The 9,110-nt window shown below is 57.8% G+C and carries 5 protein-coding genes; all 5 read left to right on the top strand.

Going from position 1 to position 9,110, the window contains the following annotated elements; translation table 11 throughout:
- Positions 1–1,217, top strand: a 1,217-nt coding sequence (locus tag C162_RS16005) for a putative amidoligase domain-containing protein (RefSeq protein WP_156949639.1), incomplete at its 5' end; no start/stop codon positions are given.
- Positions 1,218–2,092: 875 nt separating this feature from the next.
- On the top strand, positions 2,093–4,951 hold the full coding sequence (mutS, locus tag C162_RS16000) for a DNA mismatch repair protein MutS (protein ID WP_036695483.1): 2,859 nt from the start codon (positions 2,093–2,095) through the stop codon (positions 4,949–4,951).
- Between the two features lie 263 nt (positions 4,952–5,214).
- Complete coding sequence (gene mutL, locus C162_RS15995) at positions 5,215–7,299, top strand: DNA mismatch repair endonuclease MutL (protein WP_036695482.1); 2,085 nt, start codon at positions 5,215–5,217, stop codon at positions 7,297–7,299.
- 42 nt (positions 7,300–7,341) lie between these two features.
- Positions 7,342–8,121 (top strand): class I SAM-dependent methyltransferase, encoded by a 780-nt coding sequence (locus C162_RS15990; RefSeq protein ID WP_036695481.1) that lies wholly within the window; start codon positions 7,342–7,344, stop codon positions 8,119–8,121.
- On the top strand, positions 8,111–9,091 hold the full coding sequence (miaA, locus tag C162_RS15985; protein WP_036695480.1) for a tRNA (adenosine(37)-N6)-dimethylallyltransferase MiaA: 981 nt from the start codon (positions 8,111–8,113) through the stop codon (positions 9,089–9,091). Before C162_RS15990 ends, miaA begins: the two co-directional genes overlap by 11 nt.
- The last annotated feature ends 19 nt before the right edge of the window (positions 9,092–9,110 follow it).

Below are 9,110 nucleotides of genomic sequence, written 5' to 3'. Positions count from 1 at the left end.
AGTATAGGAATGGTGTGGGAGGAGCTGGGGGGCAAGATGAGTATAGGAATGGTGTGGGAGGAGTTGGAAGTCAAGGCGGGAATGGGAGTGGTGGGGGCGTATCTGGAAGGCAAAGTGAGTATGGGAGTTTCGTGGATGAGCTTGGCAGTTTAGGTGGTGGGGTAAGGGGGCTGCGGGGGGCTGCAGGGGTTCTGCAGACTTCAGCGGTGCGGGCGCTGTATAGTCTGGGCCTGGATAGCGGCGAGGTGGAGCTGCGGGCCATGGGCGAGCGGCGGTACATGGTGACAGGGATCACTCCGGTGATGCCCGATCCCGCTGGAGCGCTGCCTGAGCCGTACGGGTCAGCTTCCGCAGCGCTTGCGCGGATGCTTGACAGTGAGCAGCCGGGCCGGCCTGGGCTGCTCATGGGCATGGACCCGGAGTTCCTGCTGCTCCGGGAATCCACGGGCCGCGTCGTGCCGGCGTCGCGGTACCTGCCCATGGACGGCGTCGCGGGCTGCGACGCCGGACCCCCGGGAACGCGCGGCGTGTTCCCGGTGGCGGAGCTGCGCCCTGCGCCGCGCGGGGAACCGCGCGCGCTGCTGGCGCAGCTGATGTCCGCCGCACGCGAGGCGGACCGGCTCATTGCCGACCGCTCGCTGCGCTGGCGGGCGGGAGGGATGCCGCTGCGGGGCTGGGCCCTCGGCGGCCACCTGCACTTCAGCGGCGTCACGCTGTGTGCGCCGCTCCTGCGCGCGCTAGATAACTATCTAGCGCTGCCCCTGTTCCTGCTGGAGGACATCCGGGCTGCGGCCCGGCGTCCCCGCTATGGCGTGCTCGGCGATTTCCGCCCTCAGCCGCATGGCGGCTTCGAGTACCGGACCCTGCCGAGCTTCCTGGTCTCCCCGGTCATCGCCAAAGGCGCGGTCTGCCTGGCTCACCTGATCGTGAGCCATTATGAAGACCTGCCGCTGCGCCCGCTCGACCGGGAAGACCTGCATGCCGCCTTCTACAGCGGCGGCAAAGCTCCTCTGCGCACAGCCTGGCCTCCTCTGGAGGCGCAGCTGCGCACACTGGGCGGCTACGCAGCCGCCGCCCGGTGGATTGATCCGTTGCTGCGCGCCATAGCGGAGCAGCAGAGCTGGGATGAGTCGCGGGATATCCGCGGCTCCTGGGTACAGAGCGCCCCGCCGGATTCCGGGGCGCTGCCGTCCGGGCGGGCGGATGCTTATCAATAGAGTCCGCCGCCCGTCAAGTCCCGATAGCCGCCGGTTACAGCTTTTCTGCACCACTAGGTGTGGGAAGCTGCTGCTTTGGCGGCTATTTTTTAAAACAAACAATTCTTCATGAAATTTCGTTCTAGTTTGACACAGAAAACGGTGGCACTCTGAGGTTAATTTTGATCATTCACTCATGGTTCGCTTATACAGGAGACGGATGGTTAAACTGATTTTCACTACTTCCACGTAAAATCTGATATCTGCTACCAATACAAGTGACTATTCTAATCCCGCTATCGCAACTACATGGGTCTGTTGAAGTAATTAACGAAGTGAATATCAAAGTGGTTGTATTTACTGCAGCAGAATCGTCGTTTGCCAGCGCTGAGATACATTCTGATGTAGTTTGTACATTAGAATTCTGGAATTTGGTCCGAAAACTCTCCTTGTAAGGATTTCTAATGTACGAAGTGCAGCAGATCCCATTTTTCAGCCAATTACAGGGCCATCTAATGTACAAACTACAATAGAATAAAAAGCCTGCCGGAAATCTCATCTCCTTCCCCCAAGTTACTCACGGCTGCCCCTACATCCTCGCCCAGCCCAGCATCCTGCCTCACAAGTTACTCACACCCGCCCCCCACATCCTCACACGCCCCAGCATCGACTTACACCTGCTCCAACATCTTCACATTCCTCCCACCCCCAAACCATATATCTCCCACACTCTCACCCCTCACTCCCCCCTATTCCTCTAAGTGACACCCCTCCCTCTACCGCCATGAACATCCGCCCCAACTTTTAGCAACCGCCGCAGGCGTGCCGGGGGTAACCCGGGGAGCGGAGTTTCTGCTATAATAGAGAACAGTATGAAGTAGGTATGGAGGTAGACGATGGCAAACTATACGCCGATGATTCAGCAGTATCTCAAAGTCAAGGAGGGGGCTAAAGACGCTTTCCTTTTCTTTCGTCTGGGCGATTTCTATGAAATGTTCTTCGAAGATGCACTGCTTGCATCCAAAGAGCTTGAGATTACATTAACAGGCCGTGACGGCGGGATCGGTGAGAAAATTCCGATGTGCGGGGTGCCGTATCATGCCGCCGAGGGGTACATACAGCGACTGATCGAGAAGGGCTACAAGGTCGCGATCTGCGAGCAGCTGGATGATCCTGCGGTGACCAAAGGGATGGTCCGCCGCGATATCGTCCGGGTCGTTACACCGGGTACAGTGATGGACGGCAAGATCATTTCGGACAAAAGCAACAACTACCTCGTCTGCGTAACAGAGGAAGACGGGATGATGGCGCTGGCCGCCTGCGATTTGACGACAGGTGAGCTGTATGTCACCTCGGTACTCGCAAGCACCGAGTGGCTGCGCGACGAGATTGGCATCTACGAGCCCGCAGAGATTATTGGGGATTCGGCCCTGCTGGAGGAGCTGCGCAGTGAAGCTTCCCTGCTGGCCAAGCCTGTGGTCTATACCCCGTGGGACAAGCAAGAGGAAGCGCTGGCCCGCCGCCAGTTCGGTGAAGCGGCCTGGGTCCGGCTGGAGAAGGAGCGCGGCCGTGCCCTGGCGCTGCTGATCTCCTATTTCAGCGAGACACAGCGCCGTTCACTAGGGCAACTTACCCAGATCTCGCCTTACGAACCAGGGAATTATATGATTCTCGATCCGTTCACCCGGCGTAATCTGGAGCTGACCGAGACCGTGCGGGAACGCTCCAAAAAAGGCTCGCTGCTCTGGCTCCTGGACCGTACCGAGACCTCCATGGGCGGCCGCCTGCTGCGCCGCCGGATTGATAAGCCGCTGCTGCAGCGCGCGCCGATTGAGCGCCGTCTGGAAGCCGTTGACTATCTGTATAACCAGTTTATTGTCCGCGAGGACCTGCGCGGGGCGCTGAAGGAGATCTATGATCTGGAACGGCTTGTCGGACGGATTGCCTTCGGCAGCGCCAACGGGCGGGATATGAACGCACTGAGGCTGTCCCTGGCCCAGATTCCTGCGCTGAAGGAGATGTGCCTGACCTCTGGTTCCTCTACCTTAAGGGAGATCGGCGCAACCATGGATGAATGCGCGGAGCTTCGTGAAGATATTGAACGGGCGATTGTGGAGGATGCACCGGTGTCCGTGCGTGACGGCGGAATTATCCGTGTGGGTTACCATGAGCGGCTGGACGAGCTGCGGGAAGCCAGCAGCAGCGGCAAACGCTGGATTGCCGAGCTTGAAGCGAAGGAACGCCAGGTGACCGGAATCAAATCCCTTAAGATCGGCTACAACAAAGTCTTCGGATATTATATAGAAATTACCCGCTCCAATCTGTCCTCGCTGCCGGAAGGCCGTTACGAGCGCAAGCAGACGCTGGCCAACGCCGAGCGTTATGTAACTCCTGAGCTGAAGGAGAAGGAAGCACTGATCCTGGAAGCCCAGGATAAGATGACAGATCTGGAATACAGTCTGTTCACCGAGCTGCGCGAGCGGATTAGCAGCCAGGTTCCGCGCCTGCAGGCGCTGGCCGAGAAGGTGGCGGAGATTGATGTGTATCAGTGCTTAGCAGCGGTCAGCGCCGAGCACCGGTTCGTGAAGCCTAAGCTATCCGACAGCTACGATCTGCGGGTTGAAGGCGGACGCCATCCGGTAGTAGAGGCAGTACTGAAGGATTCGGCGTTCATTGCCAACGGCAGCACACTCAGTAAGGACGAAGGCAATATCCTGCTGATCACAGGACCGAACATGGCCGGCAAAAGCACGTATATGCGCCAGGTGGCGCTCATCTGCATCATGGCCCAGATCGGCTGCTTCGTGCCTGCGGCCAGCGCCGAGGTGGCACTGATCGACCGCATCTTCACGCGGATCGGTGCAGCGGATGACCTGATCGGCGGCCAGAGCACGTTCATGGTCGAGATGGCTGACATTCAGGTCATGACCGAGAAAGCAACTGCCCGCAGCCTGATCATCATCGATGAGCTGGGCCGGGGGACCTCGACCAGCGAAGGGATGGCGATTGCCCAGGCGGTGATCGAATACGTGCATGATACCATTGCCTGCAAGGCACTGGTATCGACGCATTTCCATGAGCTGGCCCATCTGGAGCAGAGCCTTGAGGGGCTGCGGAATTATTCGATGGCAGTCCAGGAGAGCGGCGACAAGGTGAACTTCCTCCGTAAGCTGGTGCCGGGAGCTGCGGACAGCAGCTACGGGATTTATTGTGCAAGGCTGGCTGGATTGCCGGAAGGGATTATCGACCGGGCCTACGGACTGCTCCAGAGCATTGAGCAGGCTTCTCCGCCGGGCAGCGCAGCGCTGAATTACGGCACGGGTTACAGTGACCGGAGCGGGGGCGGAACAGTCATACAGGAGCATCAGGCTAGCGCTGCGCAGACGCCGGATGCCGGAGAAGGAGCTGCCACAGGCAGCCAATCCTATTCGGCTGAACGCACCACGCAAGCTCCGGCACATCCAGACCCCTATCCCGAAGCAGCAGCTTCTATGGCTGCCGGACAGCGGGAAGCTGCCGTATCCCTTGCTTCTCCTGTAGAGGAAGAGGACAATGAAGTGGTGCAGCTGTCTATTTTTGGCGAGGAAGAGCCGCGCAAGAACCGCAAGGGCGGGGCAACGGCACCGGCCGTCAAGGACAATCCGCTGCTCAAAGAGTTAATCAACGCCGTGCAAGGCGCCGATCTGATGAATATGACCCCGCTGCAGGCGATGGGCCTGCTGAATGAGCTGAAGCTGAAGGCAAGGGAGCTGTAGTTCAGCGGTATATGGACCAAATATATGTGAAAAACAGCATACATTGTACTCGCAAGCAGGCACACGGCCCGAATGTATGTGAAAAACAGCATACATTGTGCTCGCGCGAAGGTAATCTCATCCGTTAGGATGATTTTGTTCCTGAAACAGTACCGTCCTTTAAAAGGACGGCAAAGCCGTTTCTACTTGTCAGAATAAGGCTTTTACAGTCCGTCAATGTTCAATAATTATCTATTAAATTAATAAATGCGGGGTGAACGAATATGGCTAAAATTCATGTACTGGATGAGCATATTGCTAACCAGATTGCTGCCGGAGAGGTAGTGGAACGTCCTGCTTCTGTGGTAAAGGAACTGGTCGAGAACGCGATCGATGCGGGCAGCACCCGTATTGAAGTCTCTGTGGAAGAGGGGGGACTGCAGAGCATCCGGGTGAAGGATAACGGCTCGGGAATCGAGCCGGAGGACTGCGAGACTGCCTTCTACCGCCATGCGACCAGCAAAATTGCCAGCGGCCGTGATCTCTTCCTGATCACCAGCCTCGGCTTCCGTGGAGAAGCGCTGGCGAGTATCGCGGCGGTATCGAAGCTGACCCTGCTGACCGCAAGCGGAGACGACGGAAAGGGGCGGGTGCTGGATATCGAGGGCGGCAGGCTGATCCGTAATGAAGATGCAGCTTCCGGCAAGGGAAGTGACCTTACCGTGCGCGAGCTGTTCTATAATACGCCTGCACGCCTGAAGTATATGAAGAGCATCCAGACTGAGCTGGGCCATATCTCGGATGCCATGTACCGGATGGCACTGGCCCACCCGGATATCTCCTTCACCCTTCAGCATAACAGCAATCAATTGCTGCATACGCTGGGCAACGGAGATCTGCTGCAGGTAATTGCTGCTGTATATGGCACCTCAGCAGCCAAGGCCATGCTCCCGGTGTCTGCGGAAGATCCGGACTTCCGGATCTCCGGCTATATCAGCCGTCCCGAGTGGACACGCTCGAACCGCAATGCGGTTACCACACTGGTTGGGGGACGGTATATCCGCAGCAACGGACTGAACGCGGCGATTATGCGCGCTTACCATACGCTGCTGCCGATTAACCGTTATCCGCTGCTGGTCCTGAAGCTGGAGATGCACCCTTCACTGGTGGATGTCAACGTGCATCCGGCCAAGCTTGAAGTTCGCTTCAGCAAAGAACCCGAGCTGTACGGGTTCATAGAGCAGCAGATCCGCTCGCTGCTGATGGGCCAGAGCCTGATTCCGCGCCCCACTAAGGAGATCATCGGCGGCAAGAACAGCAGCTCATTCATTCAGGAGCAATTTGCCTTCTCCAAAGGTGCAGCTCCGGGCAGTGTTCAGCAAGGTACGGAAGCAGGAGGCACAGATAAGTCTGTAGATCCGCGCAGCTACGGACAGGGATTACCTGGCGGTGCTGGCGCCGCAGCGGGCAATCAGCTGCCTTCCAGCGGAGCGAACGGCGCTCTTTTCTCTGGCAGCGCTGGTCCATTAACCAACCCTGCCGCTGGAGGCCCTCACGCTGCTTCCCAAGCATTCGGGAATACCCAGCCATATAGCAGCAATACGCAGCAGGCCAGAGAGACGGCCGCTGCATACAGCGGCGGTAACGCCACCCAGGGTTCATACCGCCAGCCGTCCACCGGCCCCCGCGACAGCTACCGTCCTCAGGCAGCCATCGCTGGCCGGGGGCAGCAGCAGGCGGCCGGGGAGCTGTACGCACCTGCGGAGCAGACCGGCTCGGGTCTTCCGCAGTTTCCCGAGCTGAATTATATCGGCCAGCATCACGGAACCTATATCATCGCCCAGAATGACAGCGGGCTGTACCTGATTGACCAGCACGCTGCGCATGAGCGGGTGAATTATGAATTTTATTATGAGAAATTTGGCAAGCCGGAAGATGCCTCCCAGGAGCTTTTGCTGCCGATTACGCTGGAGTTCACGCCTTCGGAGAGCAGGCAGCTTAGCGAACGGCTGCACTGGTTCGAGCAGGCGGGGGTTGTGCTTGAGCATTTTGGCGGGCAGACCTTCCTGGTTCGTTCCCTGCCGTACTGGTTCCCGGAAGGGGACGAGAAGGCGGTCATTGAAGAGATGGCAGAGTGGGTCTTAAGCGAACGGTCGATTGACCTCGCCAAGCTGCGCGAGAAATCCTCCATTCTCTGCTCCTGTAAGGCTTCGATCAAGGCCAATCAGAAGCTTACAGAGCTGGAAGTGGAATCGCTCCTCACCAGACTCGCGGCCTGCCGTCAGCCTTATACCTGTCCGCATGGACGCCCAATCGTTGTGTCATTCTCGGCTTATGATCTGGAGAAGCTGTTTAAGCGCGTGATGTAGTGGATATATTGTACATTTATAGAGTGCAGGATCGGAGGCAACATGATTATAACCACGGGCTTTGACCCGATACCGCAAGTGGTGGCCCGGGCCCGGGAGCTTGCGGAACGCACAGGCTGCGCCTATGCTCCGAGAGCGAAATTCTCGATGGGCAAGATGGTGGAGCATTATGGGGACGAACAGATTCTGGTAGTCCTCCAGGAGGCAGTCCGGCTGATTACACCGGCAATGCCGCCGATGGAATTCCATCCCAGCATGGGTTTTGTCCGCGCCAAAAGAATTTTAAGAGGTGAGCCGGACCCCATGATCGATGCCGCAGGCATGCTCCCCGGCGACAGTGTGCTGGACTGCACGGCCGGACTCGGAGCGGATTCGCTGCTGTTCGCAGTCACTGGAGGAGAGACCTCCAAGGTGACGGCGCTGGAGAGTTCGCTGCCGCTGTACGCCTTACTGCTGGAAGGGATGAGCGGATATGTATCCGGCCAGGTGAAGGTGAATGAGGCGCTGCGCCGTATTGATGTGCAGCACGGGGACCATCTGGAATACCTGCGGGCCCAGCCGGACAAGAGCATCGACATTGTCTACTTCGATCCGATGTTCCGGGTGCCGCTGACGGATTCGGCGGCGATCTCGCCGCTGCGGCAATTCGCTAATCCTGCTGCGCTATCGGCTGACAGCGTGGCTGAGGCCACCAGGGTGGCACGCAAGACCGTGCTGCTCAAGGAGAAGGCGCTGAGCGGAGAATTCACCCGCCTCGGCTTCAAGGAGCTGCTGCGGGCCAATGCCAAAACATCGTACGGGGTGATTACCATTGACAACTGAGACGAAACGCAAAGTGCTTGTATTGCTGGGTCCGACAGCAGTCGGAAAAACCAGACTGAGTCTGGAGCTGGCCGAGGCCCACGGAGCTGAGATCATCTCCGGGGATTCGATGCAGGTCTACCGAGGGATGGATATCGGTACGGCCAAGATTACGCCTGAGGAGATGAAGGGGATCCCCCATCATCTGATTGATATTCATGATCCGCAGGATGCGTATTCCACGGCTGAATTCCAGGAGCAGGGAGCGCGGCTGATCGAGGAGATCAGCGCGAGAGGCAAGCTGCCTTTTATTGTGGGCGGAACAGGACTGTATATTGAATCGTTATGCTACGGCTTCCGCTTCTCTGAAGCAGTGGCTGACGAGGCATTCCGCGAGCAGCAGGAGGCTTACGCCGAAGAGCATGGGGCTGATGCCCTGCATGCCCGGCTGGCAGCGGTGGACCCGGCCAGCGCGGAGCGGCTGCACCCCAATGACCGCAGGCGGATCATCCGCGCGCTGGAGATTTTTCACCAGACGAACGTCCCGTTATCCGACTCCCTGGCCGGCCAGAACAAGGAGTCTCCCTATGATTTATGCCTGATCGGTTTGACAATGGACCGGAAAATACTATATAAACGTATTGAAGACCGAATCGATCAGATGCTGGCGGATGGCCTCGTGCCTGAGGTGCAGCGGCTGCTGGATCAAGGCTACGGCAGGAGTCTTGTGTCTATGCAGGGTCTGGGCTACAAGGAAATTGCCGCCTACCTGGAAGGGGAGATGACGCTTGAGGAAGCCGTGGTGCTGCTGAAGCGTGATACCCGCCGGTTTGCCAAGCGGCAGTTGTCATGGTTTCGCCACATGAAGGAGATTCAGTGGATTGACGTCCTGGAGAGCCAAAACTTTTCTGAGAATTTTGCGAAATTAAATGGTATAATAGCAGGAAAGTTTCTTACAGGTCTTGAATATACTTCTGAACAATCTAATTGAACCATTGGGGGTACGTCAT

Origin of the sequence: Paenibacillus sp. FSL R7-269 (assembly GCF_000517865.1) — a bacterium.
Taxonomy (GTDB): Bacteria; Bacillota; Bacilli; order Paenibacillales; family Paenibacillaceae; genus Paenibacillus_AQ.
Note: the sequence above shows the minus strand (reverse complement) of the source record. Positions and strands in the feature narration are given on the sequence as shown.